Raw genomic sequence first — 14,744 nt, 5'->3', positions numbered from 1 at the left:
TGTCTGAAGAAATTTAGAGCGAAAGTCGTGCCATTCGGTTCATTCGAATAAAAAACTATAAAAAACATAGAGTTAAGTCGGGCTTTGTGTTTTTTTAACAAAAAGGGGCGGCGGTTGTTTGACTGGGAGGGGAGTAGTTACGACTCACTTTGAGTGCCGCGCCGGAAAATCGGCACGGCACAAAAGCGACGCACGGTGTTACTGGGCATTGAACGTCTGGCCATTGATGCCAGTGCTGTCCGGGCCCATCAGGTAGAGGTAGACCGGCATGATCTCCTCGGGGGTCGGGTTGTTGAGCGGATTTTCCCCTGGGTAAGCCTGGGCCCGCATGCTGGTTCGCGTGGCGCCCGGGTTGATGCTGTTGGAGCGGACCGGGGCCACGGTGTCCACTTCGTCGGCCAGGGTTTGCATCAGGCCTTCGGTGGCAAATTTGGACACGCCATAAGCGCCCCAGTACGCGCGGCCCTTGCGACCGACACTGCTGGAGGTGAACACCACTGAGGCGTCCTGCGACAGCTTGAGCAATGGCAGCAGGGTGCTGGTGAGCATGAACATGGCGTTGACGTTGACGTGCATGACACGCATGAAGTTTTCGCCGGACAGCTGTTCGATCGGCGTGCGCGGGCCGATGATCGATGCGTTGTGCAGCAAGCCGTCGAGATGACCGAACTCGGTCTCGATCATCGCCGCCAGTTCGTCGTACTGATGGGGCAGGGCGGTCTCCAGGTTGAACGGGATCACCGCCGGCTGAGGATGCCCGGCCGCTTCGATTTCGTCATACACCTGAGTCAGGTTGGCTTCGGTCTTGCCCAGCAGCAAGACAGTGGCGCCATGGGCTGCGTAGGTTTTCGCAGCCGCCGCGCCGATGCCACGGCCGGCACCGGTGACCAGAATGACCCGGTCCTTGAGCAATTCGGGGCGAGCGGAATAATCAAACATAAGAAAACCTCAACACAATTCAACAATAAGGCGAACACCGAACCTGTGGCGAGGGAGCTTGCTCCCGCTCGGCTGCGCAGCAGTCGTGAAACCTGCAAATGCGGTGTGCCTGACAGACTACGGTGGTAGCTAGAGGGGGCGCTTCGCACCCCAGCGGGAGCAAGCTCCCTCGCCACAAAAATTCGTTCGGCTCAGCAACTGCACAAAGCGCTATCGAGAACCTTGCGCAACTCCAGCGGGTGATCCACCACCACGTCCGCGCCCCAGTGACGCGGGTTGTCGTCGGGGTGAATGTAGCCGTAGGTCACCGCGGCGGTCTTGGTGCCGGCATCGCGGCCCGATTCGATGTCGCGCAGGTCATCGCCGACAAACAACACGCTGGCCGGGTCCAGGTCGAGCATCTTGCACGCCAGAATCAGCGGCTCCGGGTCTGGCTTGCTGTTCTTCACGTGGTCCGGGCAGATCAGCAGTGCAGAGCGCTCGGCCAGCCCCAGTTGCTGCATGATCGGCTCGGCGAAACGCAGCGGCTTGTTGGTCACCACGCCCCAGATCAGGTTGGCCTTCTCGATATCGGCGAGCAATTCGCCCATGCCATCGAAGAGTTTGCTGTGAACTGCGCACCCGGCCAGATAACGCTCAAGGAATTCGAGTCGCAGCACTTCAAAGCCCGGCGATTCCGGGTCCATCGAGAAGGTCACGGCGACCATTGCCTTGGCGCCGCCGGAAATCTCGTCACGGATATGCTTGTCATTCATCGGCGGCAAGCCACGATCGGCACGCATTGCCTGGCAGATAGCAATAAAGTCTGGCGCGGTGTCGAGCAGCGTGCCGTCCATGTCAAAAAGGACTGCTCTGATACGCATCGGCTTACTCCTCGCGCAGGGTCTGGATCATGTAGTTGACGTCCACGTCGGCAGCCAGTTTGTAGTGCTTGGTCAGCGGGTTGTACGTCAGGCCGATGATGTCCTTGACGGTCAGGCCGGCCATGCGGCTCCAGGCGCCGAGCTCGGAAGGGCGGATGAACTTCTTGAAGTCGTGCGTGCCGCGCGGCAGCAGTTTCATGATGTATTCAGCGCCGACGATGGCGAACAGGTACGCCTTCGGGTTGCGGTTGATGGTGGAGAAGAACACCTGGCCGCCGGGTTTGACCATGCGGAAGCAGGCACGAATGACCGACGATGGATCCGGTACGTGCTCGAGCATTTCCAGGCAGGTGACGACGTCGAACTGCTCGGGCATTTCTTCGGCGAGGCCTTCGGCGGTGATCTGCCGGTACTCAACGTTCACGCCCGACTCAAGCTGATGCAGCTGCGCGACCGCGAGCGGTGCTTCGCCCATGTCGATGCCCATGACGGTGGCGCCGCGCTGGGCCATGGCCTCGCTCAGGATCCCGCCGCCGCAACCGACGTCCAGCACCTTCTTGCCGGCCAGGTTGACGCGCTCGTCAATCCAGTTGACCCGCAGCGGGTTGATGTCGTGAAGCGGCTTGAACTCGCTTTCACGGTCCCACCAACGATGGGCCAGGGCTTCGAATTTGGCGATTTCTGCGTAGTCGACGTTGCTCATGGTTCAGTCCTCTAAAACTTGAAAAATCCTGTTGCCCCGGTTTTATGGTCCGGGGATCTTACGATTCGGTACGGCCACTGATGCGCTGGCCCCAGGCCTTGGCGGCGGCGCAGAGCTGTTCTTCATCCATGCGGGTCAGGCGTCGGTCATCCAGCAACTGCTTGCCGGCGACCCAAAGGTGTTTCACGCAGTCCCGGCCGGTGGCGTAGATCAACTGCGAAACCGGGTCGTAGACCGGTTGCTGCGCCAGGCCGGACAGGTCAAACGCGACGATATCTGCCGCTTTGCCGATTTCCAGTGAGCCGGTTTCAGCCTCGATCCCCAGCGCGCGGGCGCCATTGAGCGTGGCCATGCGCAAGGCGCGATGAGCATCCAGCGCGGTGGCCGAGCCGGCGACGGCCTTGGCCAGTAACGCAGCGGTGCGGGTTTCACCGAGCAGGTCGAGATCGTTGTTACTGGCGGCACCGTCGGTGCCCACGGCCACATTGACGCCGGCCTGCCACAAGCGCTCGACCGGGCAAAATCCGCTGGCCAGCTTGAGATTGGATTCCGGGCAATGAATCACATTGGTGTTGCTTTCTACCAGCATCACCAGGTCTTCATCGCTGATCTGGGTCATGTGAACGGCCTGGAAGCGCGGCCCGAGCAAACCCAGGCGGCCAAGGCGAGCCAGCGGGCGTTCCCCGCGCTGCTCAAGCGATTGCTGCACTTCGAAGGCGGTTTCATGTACGTGCATGTGGATCGAGGCGTCCAGCTCTTCGGCGATCACCCGGATTTTTTCCAGGTTTTCATCGCCAACGGTGTAAGGCGCATGGGGGCCGAAGGTGATTTTGATGCGTTCGTGGTGCTTGAGATCGCCAAACAATTCCACGCCCTGACGAATGGCTTCGTCCGCCGTGCTGGCGCCCGGAATCGGGAAATCGAGGATCGGAATGGCGATTTGCGCGCGAATACCGCTGTTATGCACGCGTTCGCTGGCAACCTTCGGGAAGAAATACATGTCAGAGAAGCAGGTGATGCCACCTTTGATCTGTTCGGCGATGGCCAGGTCCGTGCCATCCCGTACGAAGGTTTCATCGACCCATTTGGCTTCGGCCGGCCAGATGTGGTTTTCCAGCCAGGTCATCAGCGGCAGATCATCGGCCAGGCCACGAAACAGCGTCATGGCCGCGTGACCGTGGGCATTGATCAGGCCGGGGCTGAGCAGCATGTCCGGCAACTCGCGCACTTCAGTTGCGTTAAGCTTCAACGCAGCCGAGCGTGGGCCGATAAAGACGATGCGTCCGTCACGGATGCCCAGGCCATGCTCTTTGAGGACAACGCCAGCGGGTTCGACGGGTACCAGCCAGGTCGGCAGCAATAACAGGTCGAGCGCAGCGGCAGTGTTCGGCATCGAGGGTCGGTTCCAGTGCTTTTGTAAAGGATGGCGAAGTATACCCGAGCGTCTTCGCGGGGGGATCGCTATAATCGGCGGCTTTTGTGCTTGAGTGCGGGGTGTGGGATGCGCGATCGACTGTTGGCTGCGGAGAAAGTGAAGGCCATCGATTGGCGTGATGGCGCCCTGTACCTGCTGGATCAGCGTATTTTGCCTTTCGAAGAAACCTGGATCGCCTACACCAGTGCAGCCGGTGTTGCCGAGGCCATTCGGTCGATGGTAGTGCGCGGCGCGCCAGCGATTGGCATCAGTGCGGCGTATGCCATGGTGCTGTCGGCTCGCGCACGGATTGCCGAGGGCGGTGACTGGCAGGCCGCGTGGGAAGAGGATTACGCGGTGCTGGCCGATTCCCGTCCAACCGCGGTGAATCTATTCTGGGCCCTGAGTCGCATGCGCGACCGCCTGGACCGTCTCAAGGGAGACGCAGACCCGCTGGCGGCGCTGGAGGCGGAGGCCATTGCCATTCACGAAAGTGATCGCGAAGCCAACCTGACCATGGCCCAACTGGGTGTGGATCTGATCCGCAAGCATCAGGGCAATGCACAAGCGATCCTGACCCACTGCAACACGGGCGCGCTGGCCACCGGCGGCTTCGGCACGGCGCTGGGTGTGATTCGCGGGGCCTTTATCGAAGGCATGGTCGAGCGCGTTTACGCCGATGAAACCCGGCCGTGGCTCCAAGGCTCGCGTCTGACCGCGTGGGAGCTGGCCAATGAGGGTATTCCCGTGACCCTGAATGCCGACTCCGCTGCCGCACACATCATGAAAACCAAAGGCGTGACCTGGGTGATCGTCGGCGCCGACCGCATCACGGCCAACGGCGATGTGGCGAACAAGATCGGCACCTATCAGCTGGCGGTCAACGCCATGCACCACGGCGTGCGCTTCATGGTGGTGGCGCCGAGTTCGACCATCGACATGAACCTGGCCAGTGGTGATGAAATCCCTATTGAAGAACGCGATGGCCGCGAGTTGCTGGAGGTCGGGGGCAAGCGGATCGGGGCGGATGTCGATGCGTTCAACCCGGTGTTCGATGTGACCCCGGCGGACTTGATCGACGTGATCGTCACGGAAAAAGGCATTGTCGAGCGGCCGGATACGGCGAAGATGGCGCAGTTGATGTGCCGTAAGCGTCTGCATTAAAGATCTCTGGCGCCTGATAAATCGTCTTCGCGAGCAAGCCCGCTCCCACAATTGATTGATGTGAGTCTATGATCTCGGGCACATCACTGAACCAATGTGGGAGCGGGCTTGCTCGCGAAGAGGCTCTCACAGTCACCAAATAACCCTCATTAATCTACGAAATCTGCATTCATTGCAGCTCTAAGCCCCTCTCGTCTCCCTGAAGCCTGTCACCGGTCAACTAACTATGCTCCATGCGCGTCTGGGGGATAGGTGCGTGGCGGCTCTTGTGATAACATCCGGCGTTTTCCGAGGCAGTCCCGCGGGGTTGTCTTTACTGCGCAAATCCATGGTTAATCTTGTTGATTTGTCGTAAGTCGGTGTATGGCACTCAGCCTGCAGCGGCGAGCTTCGTTCGTCCCATATGGATGTGACGAAGTTTCACCAGAAAAAGGAATCGAGCTTCTCATGGGCGAACTGGCCAAAGAAATCCTCCCGGTCAATATCGAAGACGAGCTGAAGCAGTCCTACCTCGACTACGCAATGAGCGTAATTGTCGGGCGGGCCCTGCCGGATGCGCGCGATGGCTTGAAGCCCGTGCACCGGCGTGTGCTGTTCGCGATGAGCGAGCTGGGCAACGACTTCAACAAGCCGTACAAGAAATCTGCCCGTGTTGTCGGTGACGTCATCGGTAAGTATCACCCGCACGGTGATACCGCGGTGTACGACACCATCGTCCGCATGGCGCAGCCGTTCTCGCTGCGTTATTTGCTGGTAGACGGTCAAGGCAACTTCGGTTCGGTGGACGGCGACAACGCCGCGGCCATGCGATACACCGAAGTGCGCATGACCAAGCTGGCGCACGAGCTGCTGGCTGACCTGCATAAAGAAACCGTGGACTGGGTGCCGAACTACGACGGCACCGAAATGATCCCGGCGGTCATGCCGACCCGTATTCCCAACCTGTTGGTCAACGGCTCCAGCGGTATCGCCGTGGGCATGGCGACCAATATTCCGCCGCACAACCTCGGTGAAGTCATCGACGGTTGCCTGGCCCTCATCGACAACCCTGAGTTGACCATCGATGAGCTGATGCAATACATCCCCGGTCCGGACTTCCCGACCGCCGCGATCATCAACGGTCGCGCCGGCATCATCGAAGCCTACCGCACCGGTCGCGGGCGCATTTACATGCGCGCCCGCTCGACGATCGAAGACATCGACAAGGTCGGTGGCCGTCAGCAAATCGTCATCACCGAACTCCCTTACCAGCTCAACAAGGCCCGTCTGATCGAGAAGATCGCCGAGCTGGTCAAAGAGAAGAAGCTTGAAGGCATCACCGAGCTGCGCGACGAGTCCGACAAGGACGGTATGCGCGTCGTGATCGAACTGCGTCGCGGCGAAGTGCCTGAGGTGATCCTCAACAACCTCTACGCCCAGACCCAGTTGCAAGCGGTGTTCGGTATCAACATCGTTGCGTTGATCGACGGCCGTCCGCGGATCCTGAACCTCAAGGACCTGTTGGAAGCCTTCGTTCGTCACCGTCGCGAAGTCGTTACCCGCCGTACCGTGTTCGAACTGCGTAAAGCCCGCGAACGCGGTCACATTCTGGAAGGTCAAGCGGTTGCCCTGTCGAACATCGACCCGGTCATCGCGCTGATCAAGGCTTCGCCAACGCCGTCGGAAGCCAAGGAAGCGTTGATCAAAACCGCGTGGGAATCTTCCGCCGTGGTTGCGATGGTTGAGCGTGCCGGGGCCGATTCGTGCCGTCCAGAGACCCTGGACCCGCAATACGGTCTGCGCGAAGGCAAGTACTTCCTGTCGCCAGAACAGGCGCAAGCCATTCTGGAACTGCGTTTGCACCGCCTGACCGGCCTGGAACACGAAAAGCTGCTGGCCGAGTATCAAGAGATCCTCAACCAGATTGGCGAGCTGATCCGCATCCTCAACAGCGCCACGCGCCTGATGGAAGTGATCCGCGAAGAACTGGAAGTGATCCGCGCCGAATACGGCGATGTGCGTCGCACCGAGATCCTCGATGCCCGTCTCGACCTGACCCTGGGTGACATGATCCCGGAAGAAGAGCGCGTCGTGACCATCTCCCACGGTGGCTATGCCAAGACCCAGCCATTGGCTGCGTACCAGGCTCAGCGTCGTGGCGGTAAAGGCAAATCAGCGACCGGCGTTAAAGATGAGGACTACATCGCTCACCTGCTGGTCGCCAACAGCCACACCACGCTGCTGCTGTTCTCCAGCAAGGGCAAAGTGTACTGGCTGAAAACCTACGAAATCCCGGAAGCGTCCCGCGCTGCCCGTGGTCGTCCGCTGGTCAACCTGCTGCCGCTGGACAGTGATGAATACATCACCACCATGCTGCCGGTCGAGGATTACACCGAAGGTCACTTCATCTTCATGGCGACCGCCAAAGGCACCGTGAAGAAGACCCCGCTGGAATCCTTCAGCCGTCAGCGCAGCGTTGGTCTGATCGCGCTGGAGCTGGACGAAGGTGACGTGCTGATTTCCGCTGCCATTACCGATGGCGAGCGCGAAGTCATGCTGTTCTCCGACGGCGGCAAGGTCACTCGCTTCAAGGAAACCGACGTTCGCGCCATGGGCCGTACCGCTCGCGGTGTCCGCGGCATGCGTCTGCCGGAAGGCCAGAAGCTGATTTCCATGCTGATCCCGGAAGAAGGCAGCCAGATCCTCACCGCTTCGGCGCGTGGTTTCGGCAAGCGTACGGCGATCACCGAGTTCCCAGAGTACAAACGTGGTGGTCAGGGCGTTATCGCCATGGTCAGCAACGACCGTAACGGCCGTCTGGTCGGCGCGGTCCAGGTGCTGGATGGCGAGGAAATCATGCTGATTTCCGACCAGGGCACCCTGGTTCGTACCCGTGTCGACGAAGTGTCCAGCCTGGGTCGTAACACCCAGGGCGTGACCCTGATCAAGCTGGCCAGCGATGAAACACTGGTCGGTCTGGAGCGGGTTCAAGAGCCATCGGAAGTCGAAGGTGAAGAGCTGGAAGGCGAAGAGGGTGCAGAGTTCATCGGCGAAGTCGTGATCGACGACGTTGTTGACGATCAGCAACTCGATGCCGCCGCTGACGAAGAGCCACAAGAGTAAGCGAACAAACAGGGGGCGGATGAGAATTCGCCCCCTTGTTGTTTGTCCGTATTGAAATTTCGGCGCCCATGGAGATCGAGTGTGGGAGCGGGCTTGCTCGCGAAGACGGACTGACATTCAGCATCGATGTCGTCTGTTACACCGCCTTCGCGAGCAAGCCCGCTCCCACATTGGATCTGCGTCGACTGATAAGTTTGCATGACCTACCAAATCAGAGCGAGATTGGATGTGAGCAAGAGAGCCTATAACTTCTGTGCCGGTCCTGCGGCACTTCCCGAAGCTGTCCTGCAGCGCGCCCAGGGTGAACTCCTTGACTGGCACGGCAAGGGCCTGTCGGTCATGGAAATGAGCCATCGCAGTGATGAGTTCGTGTCCATCGCCACCAAGGCCGAGCAGGATCTGCGTGATCTGCTAAATATCCCCTCGAACTATAAAGTGCTGTTTCTGCAAGGCGGCGCCAGCCAGCAATTTGCTCAGATTCCACTGAACCTGTTGCCGGAAAACGGTACTGCCGACTATATCGACACCGGTATCTGGTCGCAGAAAGCCATCGAAGAAGCTTCGCGCTACGGCAACGTGAATGTCGCTGCGACCGCCAAGCCTTACGACTATTTCGCTATCCCTGGTCAGAACGAATGGAACCTGTCGAAAGACGCGGCCTACGTTCACTACGCGCCGAACGAAACCATCGGCGGCCTGGAATTCCAGTGGATTCCAGAAACCGGTGACGTTCCGCTGGTGGCCGACATGTCCTCGGACATCCTGTCGCGCCCGGTCGATGTTTCGCGTTTCGGCATGATCTACGCCGGCGCCCAGAAAAACATCGGCCCGAGCGGCATCGTGGTCAACATCGTTCGCGAAGACCTGCTGGGTCACGCCCGTTCCCTGTGCCCGACCATGCTCAACTACAAGGTCGCGGCCGATAACGGTTCGATGTACAACACCCCGCCGACCCTGGCCTGGTACTTGTCCGGCCTGGTGTTCGAGTGGCTGAAAGAGCAGGGCGGTGTTGAAGCCATCGGCAAGCTCAATGAAGTGAAGCAGCGCACGCTGTATGACTTCATCGACGCCAGCGGCTTGTACAGCAACCCGATCAACCTGCCGGACCGCTCGTGGATGAACGTGCCGTTCCGTCTGGCTGACGACCGTCTGGACAAGCCGTTCCTGGCCGGTGCCGACGAGCGTGGCCTGTTGAACCTCAAGGGTCACCGTTCCGTGGGCGGCATGCGTGCCTCCATCTATAACGCCGTCGACATCGTTGCGGTCAACGCACTGGTTTCGTACATGGCAGAGTTCGAGAAGGAACACGGCTAATGTCTGAGCAAGAACTCAAGGCACTGCGCGTCCGCATTGATGCCCTGGACACTAAAGTCCTGGAGCTGATCAGTGAGCGCGCACGCTGCGCCCAGGAAGTTGCGCGAGTAAAGATGGCCTCGCTGGCCGAAGGCGAAGTGCCGGTGTTCTATCGTCCTGAGCGTGAAGCTCAGGTGCTCAAGCGTGTGATGGAGCGTAATAAAGGGCCGCTGGGCAACGAAGAGATGGCGCGGTTGTTCCGCGAAATCATGTCCTCGTGCCTGGCGCTCGAGCAGCCGCTGAAAGTGGCTTACCTCGGCCCTGAAGGCACGTTCACCCAAGCCGCAGCCATGAAACACTTCGGCCATGCGGTGATCAGCAAGCCGATGGCGGCGATCGACGAAGTGTTCCGAGAAGTGGCGGCCGGTGCGGTGAACTTTGGCGTGGTCCCGGTGGAAAACTCCACTGAGGGCGCGGTCAACCACACCCTCGACAGCTTCCTCGAACACGACATGGTCATCTGTGGCGAAGTCGAGTTGCGGATTCACCACCACCTGTTGGTCGGTGAGAACACCAAGACCGACAGCATCAGCCGCATCTATTCCCATGCCCAATCGCTGGCCCAGTGCCGCAAGTGGCTGGATGCTCATTACCCGAATGTCGAACGCGTGGCGGTGTCCAGCAATGCCGAAGCGGCCAAGCGGGTTAAAGGTGAGTGGAACTCGGCGGCGATTGCCGGCGACATGGCGGCAGGCCTGTACGGGTTGACCCGTCTGGCCGAGAAAATCGAGGATCGTCCGGATAACTCCACGCGATTCCTGATGATCGGCAGCCAGGAAGTGCCGCCGACTGGCGACGACAAGACCTCGATCATCGTCTCCATGAGCAACAAACCGGGCGCGCTTCACGAGTTGCTGGTGCCGTTCCATGACAACGGTATCGACCTGACTCGAATCGAGACGCGTCCTTCGCGCAGCGGTAAATGGACCTACGTGTTCTTCATCGACTTCGTCGGTCACCATCGCGATCCGTTGATCAAAGGTGTACTGGAAAAAATCAGTCAGGAAGCAGTGGCACTCAAAGTGCTGGGTTCCTACCCGAAAGCAGTTCTCTAAGGGGTAGCAAATGAGTGATGACTTCCTCGCCCTGGCACAGCCAGGCGTGCAACAACTTTCGCCGTACGTCCCGGGCAAGCCTGTGGACGAACTGGCGCGCGAGCTGGACCTTGATCCAGCCAGCATCGTCAAACTGGCCAGCAATGAAAACCCGTTGGGCGCGAGCCCCAAGGCACTGACGGCGATTCAGAATGCGCTGTCTGAACTGACCCGGTACCCGGACGGCAATGGTTTTGCGCTCAAGACCTTGTTGGCCGAGCAGTGCCGCGTCGAACTGAATCAAGTGACGCTGGGCAACGGCTCCAATGACATTCTGGAACTGGTCGCGCGCGCCTATCTGGCGCCGGGCCTCAATGCCGTGTTCAGCGAGCACGCGTTTGCGGTCTATCCGATCGTGACCCAGGCCGTCGGTGCCCAGGCCAAAGTGATTCCGGCCAAAGACTGGGGGCATGACCTGTCGGGCATGCTGGCGGCGATCGATGCCGAAACTCGCGTGGTCTTTATTGCCAACCCGAACAACCCGACCGGCACCTGGTTCGCTGCTGAGGCGCTGGATGAATTCCTGCAGGATGTTCCAGCGCATGTGCTGGTGGTGCTGGACGAGGCCTACATCGAATACGCCGAGGGCAGCGATTTGCCGGATGGCCTGGATTATCTGGCGGCTTATCCGAACCTGCTGGTTTCGCGTACGTTCTCCAAGGCCTACGGTTTGGCGGCGTTGCGGGTCGGTTATGGCTTGTCCACCGCCGTGGTCGCGGACGTGCTGAACCGTGTGCGTCAACCGTTCAACGTTAACAGCCTGGCCTTGGCCGCTGCGTGCGCTGCGCTGCAAGACCTCGACTATCTGGCGCAAAGCCGTCGCCTGAACGAGTCCGGCATGCTGCAACTGGAAGCCGGTTTCCGTGAGTTGGGTCTGAGCTGGATCCCGTCCAAGGGCAACTTCATTTGCGTTGATCTCGGTCGCGTGGCTGCACCAGTGTTTCAGGGCTTGTTGCGCGAAGGCGTGATCGTGCGTCCGGTGGCCAACTACGGCATGCCGAACCACCTGCGCATCACCGTCGGTTTGCCGGCGGAAAACAGCCGCTTCCTAGAGGCGCTGACCAAGGTCCTGGCTCGTGGTTGATGTCACTGCACTGCAATCTGCTGCACCTATGATCGGTCGCCTGGTGGTGGTCGGTCTGGGATTGATCGGTGGTTCGTTCGCCAAGGGTATGCGTGAAAGCGGCCTGTGCCGCGAAGTGGTCGGGGTCGATCTCGATCCGCAGTCGCGCAAGCTGGCGGTCGAGTTGGGCGTGGTGGATCGCTGCGAAGAAGACCTGGCCGCTGCTTGCCAGGGCGCTGACGTGATTCAATTGGCCATCCCGATCCTGGCCATGGAAAAAATGCTGGTACGCCTGGCCGCAATGGATCTGGGGTCGGCGATTCTGACTGATGTGGGCAGCGCCAAAGGCAATGTCGTCCGTGCGGCGACCGAAGCGTTTGGGGGCATGCCGTCGCGTTTTGTGCCGGGGCATCCGATTGCCGGTTCCGAGCAGAGCGGGGTGGAAGCCTCCAACGCCGAACTGTTCCGTCGTCATAAAGTGATTCTGACGCCGCTGGAGCAAACCGATCCGGCCGCGTTGGCAGTGGTCGACCGTTTGTGGCGCGAATTGGGCGCCGATGTCGAGCACATGCAGGTCGAGCGCCACGATGAAGTGTTGGCGGCGACCAGCCATTTGCCGCACCTGCTGGCGTTCGGTTTGGTCGATTCGTTGGCCAAGCGCAATGAAAACCTTGAGATCTTCCGTTACGCTGCCGGCGGTTTCCGCGATTTCACAAGAATCGCGGGGAGCGACCCGGTCATGTGGCACGACATCTTCCTCGCCAACCGCGAAGCTGTCCTGCGCACACTCGATACATTTCGCAGCGACCTCGACGCCTTGCGCGACGCGGTCGATGCAGGGGATGGGCACCAATTGTTGGGCGTGTTCACTCGCGCCCGGGTTGCCCGCGAGCATTTCAGTAAAATCCTGGCCCGCCGGGCCTATGTGGACGCTATGAACTCCAACGACCTGATTTTCCTGGCACAACCTGGTGGCCGCCTGACTGGGCGGATTCGTGTACCGGGCGATAAATCGATTTCCCACCGTTCGATCATGCTTGGCTCCCTGGCCGAAGGCGTCACCGAAGTCGAAGGCTTCCTTGAGGGCGAAGACGCTCTGGCGACCCTGCAAGCCTTCCGCGACATGGGCGTTGTGATCGAAGGTCCGCACCATGGTCGCGTGACCATTCACGGTGTCGGCCTGCAGGGTTTGAAGCCGGCACCTGGCCCGATCTATCTGGGCAACTCCGGCACTTCGATGCGTCTGTTGTCTGGCCTGTTGGCTGCGCAGAGCTTCGACAGCACCCTGACCGGTGACGCTTCGCTGTCCAAGCGCCCGATGAATCGCGTGGCCAATCCGCTGCGTGAAATGGGCGCCGTGATCGAGACGGCGGCTGAAGGCCGTCCACCGATGACCATTCGTGGCGGCAACACGCTCAAGGGTTTGACCTACACCATGCCGATGGCCAGCGCCCAGGTTAAATCCTGCCTGCTGTTGGCGGGTCTGTACGCTGAAGGCAAGACCACCGTCACCGAGCCTGCACCGACGCGCGACCACACCGAGCGCATGCTGCAAGGTTTTGGCTATCCGGTCAGCGTCAGCGGCGCTACCGCATCGGTCGAGTCCGGGCACAAGCTGACCGCGACCCACATCGAAGTGCCGGGCGACATCTCGTCCTCCGCGTTCTTCCTGGTGGCTGCGTCGATCGCCGAAGGTTCGGAACTGGTGCTCGAACACGTTGGCATCAACCCGACCCGTACCGGCGTGATCGACATCCTGCGCCTGATGGGTGGTGATATCACTCTGGAAAACCAGCGGGAAGTCGGCGGCGAACCGGTCGCGGATTTGCGCGTACGTGCAGCTAAACTTAAAGGTATCGAGATTCCCGAGGCCCTGGTTCCACTGGCCATCGACGAATTCCCGGTGCTGTTCGTGGCCGCGGCCTGTGCCGAAGGGCGCACGGTATTGCGTGGTGCTGAAGAGCTGCGGGTCAAGGAGTCGGACCGGATTCAGGTTATGGCCGATGGCTTGCTGGCACTGGGCGTCAAATGCGAACCGACCCCGGATGGCATCATCATCGACGGCGGCCAGATCGGCGGCGGCGAAGTGCATGGTCATGGCGACCACCGGATTGCCATGGCATTCAGCGTTGCATCGCTGCGCGCTACTGCACCGATCCGCATCCATGATTGCGCCAACGTCGCGACGTCGTTCCCGAACTTCCTCGCGCTGTGTGCGCAGGTCGGTATCCGGGTTGCTGAAGAGGCTCAGTCGTGATCAACAAGTCGCCAGTCATTACCATCGATGGCCCGAGCGGTTCCGGTAAAGGCACGATCGCCGGGATACTGGCGAAGCGTCTGGGCTGGAATCTGCTGGATTCCGGTGCGCTGTACCGGTTGCTGGCGTTCGCTGCGCACAATCATGGTGTTGATCTGACCAATGAAGAGTTGCTGAAGGCGCTCGCGGCGCATCTGGACGTGCAGTTCATCGCCGCGACGGACGGTCAACTGCAGCGAATCATTCTCGAGGGCGACGAAGTCAGTGATGTGATTCGTACTGAAAGTGTTGGCGCCGGTGCCTCCCAGGTCGCGGCATTGCCCGCCGTACGCGAGGCGCTGCTGCAACGCCAGCGTGCTTTCCAGGAAATGCCGGGGCTGGTGGCCGATGGCCGAGATATGGGCACGGTGGTGTTTCCGGACGCGCCCTTGAAGATATTCCTCACTGCCAGTGCCGAGGAGCGTGCGCGCCGTCGATACTTGCAGTTGAAGGGCAAAGTCGATGGTGTTAGTCTGTCGAGTCTGCTAGATGAGATACGTGTCCGCGATGAGCGTGACACCCAGCGAGCGGTAGCCCCGCTCAAACCGGCGGCTGACGCCATACAGCTGGATTCCACGGAATTATCCATCGATCAGGTGCTGGAACGCATCATGAGCGAGATCGCCATTCGCGATATCGCCGGGTGACCAAGAAGGCCGCAGGGGACCAGTCATAGTCCTGCGGTGGCTTCTTTTAAATGAAACTAACCCATACCGTCTGGGGTGTGGAGATGGGCGTAGTCTTCGCCCTCAT

The 14,744-nt window shown here is 60.2% G+C and carries 11 protein-coding genes; 7 read left to right on the top strand and 4 right to left on the bottom strand.

Going from position 1 to position 14,744, the window contains the following annotated elements; all coding sequences use genetic code 11:
- Positions 1-198 precede the first annotated feature (198 nt).
- The 4 genes from EAH78_RS09225 to EAH78_RS09205 all read right to left on the bottom strand — a co-directional run bounded on the left by EAH78_RS09225 (position 199) and on the right by EAH78_RS09205 (position 3,898).
- Positions 199-939, bottom strand: coding sequence for a YciK family oxidoreductase (locus EAH78_RS09225; protein ID WP_140667279.1), 741 nt, complete (start codon positions 937-939; stop codon positions 199-201).
- A 191-nt stretch (positions 940-1,130) separates the two neighbouring features.
- Positions 1,131-1,802 (bottom strand): N-acetylmuramic acid 6-phosphate phosphatase MupP, encoded by a 672-nt coding sequence (gene mupP / locus EAH78_RS09215; RefSeq protein WP_140667278.1) that lies wholly within the window; start codon positions 1,800-1,802, stop codon positions 1,131-1,133.
- A 4-nt stretch (positions 1,803-1,806) separates the two neighbouring features.
- Entirely contained in the window at positions 1,807-2,505 is a 699-nt protein-coding gene (gene ubiG / locus EAH78_RS09210; protein ID WP_007945809.1) for a bifunctional 2-polyprenyl-6-hydroxyphenol methylase/3-demethylubiquinol 3-O-methyltransferase UbiG, read from the bottom strand.
- Between the two features lie 58 nt (positions 2,506-2,563).
- A complete protein-coding gene (locus EAH78_RS09205; RefSeq protein ID WP_140667277.1) occupies positions 2,564-3,898 on the bottom strand; it encodes a TRZ/ATZ family hydrolase in 1,335 nt (444 codons plus the stop codon).
- Between the two features lie 108 nt (positions 3,899-4,006).
- On the opposite strand from EAH78_RS09205, the gene mtnA reads away from it, so the two are divergent.
- The 7 genes from mtnA to cmk all read left to right on the top strand — a co-directional run bounded on the left by mtnA (position 4,007) and on the right by cmk (position 14,638).
- Positions 4,007-5,083 (top strand): S-methyl-5-thioribose-1-phosphate isomerase, encoded by a 1,077-nt coding sequence (gene mtnA / locus EAH78_RS09200; protein ID WP_140667276.1) that lies wholly within the window; start codon positions 4,007-4,009, stop codon positions 5,081-5,083.
- A gap of 447 nt (positions 5,084-5,530) precedes the next feature.
- A complete protein-coding gene (gyrA, locus tag EAH78_RS09195; protein ID WP_140667275.1) occupies positions 5,531-8,185 on the top strand; it encodes a DNA gyrase subunit A in 2,655 nt (884 codons plus the stop codon).
- A 228-nt stretch (positions 8,186-8,413) separates the two neighbouring features.
- Positions 8,414-9,499 (top strand): 3-phosphoserine/phosphohydroxythreonine transaminase, encoded by a 1,086-nt coding sequence (gene serC, locus EAH78_RS09190; protein ID WP_140667274.1) that lies wholly within the window; start codon positions 8,414-8,416, stop codon positions 9,497-9,499.
- Positions 9,499-10,593: a prephenate dehydratase gene (gene pheA / locus EAH78_RS09185; protein WP_007945815.1), complete on the top strand. Its 1,095-nt coding sequence runs from the start codon at positions 9,499-9,501 to the stop codon at positions 10,591-10,593. The genes serC and pheA overlap by 1 nt, the downstream gene beginning before the upstream one ends.
- 10 nt (positions 10,594-10,603) lie before the next feature.
- The gene (hisC, locus tag EAH78_RS09180; RefSeq protein WP_140667273.1) at positions 10,604-11,716 is read left to right on the top strand and encodes a histidinol-phosphate transaminase; all 1,113 of its coding nucleotides are present in this window, start codon (positions 10,604-10,606) and stop codon (positions 11,714-11,716) included.
- A gap of 28 nt (positions 11,717-11,744) precedes the next feature.
- Complete coding sequence (locus tag EAH78_RS09175) at positions 11,745-13,952, top strand: bifunctional prephenate dehydrogenase/3-phosphoshikimate 1-carboxyvinyltransferase (protein WP_240051868.1); 2,208 nt, start codon at positions 11,745-11,747, stop codon at positions 13,950-13,952.
- Entirely contained in the window at positions 13,949-14,638 is a 690-nt protein-coding gene (cmk, locus tag EAH78_RS09170) for a (d)CMP kinase (RefSeq protein WP_027924112.1), read from the top strand. Before EAH78_RS09175 ends, cmk begins: the two co-directional genes overlap by 4 nt.
- The last annotated feature ends 106 nt before the right edge of the window (positions 14,639-14,744 follow it).

This window comes from Pseudomonas arsenicoxydans (assembly GCF_006438915.1).
Classification (GTDB): domain Bacteria; phylum Pseudomonadota; class Gammaproteobacteria; order Pseudomonadales; family Pseudomonadaceae; genus Aquipseudomonas; species Aquipseudomonas arsenicoxydans_A.
The sequence above is the reverse complement of the archived record's forward strand: the minus strand, read 5'-3'. Positions and strand labels throughout refer to the sequence as shown.

Excerpts from the sequence above, each read along its gene's own strand:
- EAH78_RS09225 (WP_140667279.1), bottom strand. The coding sequence starts at position 939 with ATGTTTGATTATTCCGCTCGCCCCGAATTGCTCAAGGACCGGGTCATT.
- mupP (WP_140667278.1), bottom strand. The coding sequence starts at position 1,802 with ATGCGTATCAGAGCAGTCCTTTTTGACATGGACGGCACGCTGCTCGAC.
- ubiG (WP_007945809.1), bottom strand. The coding sequence starts at position 2,505 with ATGAGCAACGTCGACTACGCAGAAATCGCCAAATTCGAAGCCCTGGCC.
- EAH78_RS09205 (WP_140667277.1), bottom strand. The coding sequence starts at position 3,898 with ATGCCGAACACTGCCGCTGCGCTCGACCTGTTATTGCTGCCGACCTGG.
- mtnA (WP_140667276.1), top strand. The coding sequence starts at position 4,007 with ATGCGCGATCGACTGTTGGCTGCGGAGAAAGTGAAGGCCATCGATTGG.
- gyrA (WP_140667275.1), top strand. The coding sequence starts at position 5,531 with ATGGGCGAACTGGCCAAAGAAATCCTCCCGGTCAATATCGAAGACGAG.
- pheA (WP_007945815.1), top strand. The coding sequence starts at position 9,499 with ATGTCTGAGCAAGAACTCAAGGCACTGCGCGTCCGCATTGATGCCCTG.
- hisC (WP_140667273.1), top strand. The coding sequence starts at position 10,604 with ATGAGTGATGACTTCCTCGCCCTGGCACAGCCAGGCGTGCAACAACTT.
- EAH78_RS09175 (WP_240051868.1), top strand. The coding sequence starts at position 11,745 with ATGATCGGTCGCCTGGTGGTGGTCGGTCTGGGATTGATCGGTGGTTCG.